Genomic DNA, 274 nt, shown 5'->3' on the forward strand with positions numbered 1-274 from the left:
TGCAGAATTTCTGCTTCTTTTACTAATGGTGGTTTTGGGCTACCCCATTCTGCTTTTCCGTGGTGCGAAAGGACGATGTGTTGAAGAATTAATACTTCTTCTGCATCGATTTGCAATTCGTCTGCTGCTTTACCAATTTCGTTCACCATGATAGAAATGTGGCCTAGTAAGTTTCCTTCTAACGTATACGTTGTAGAAATTGGGCCAGATAGTTCAATTACTTTACCAAGGTCATGTAAAATAACGCCTGCATATAGTAAGTCTTTATCTAATG

Annotated in this window: 1 protein-coding gene; it reads right to left on the reverse strand. The window is 38.7% G+C overall.

Annotation, left to right across the window (positions count from 1 at the left end; translation table 11 throughout):
- Nucleotides 1–274, reverse strand: a 274-nt coding sequence (locus SB717_RS35645; RefSeq protein ID WP_410907674.1) for an HD domain-containing protein, incomplete at both ends; no start/stop codon positions are given.

The organism is Priestia sp. SIMBA_032 (genome assembly GCF_046535215.1).
Classification (GTDB): Bacteria; Bacillota; Bacilli; order Bacillales; family Bacillaceae_H; genus Priestia; species Priestia aryabhattai.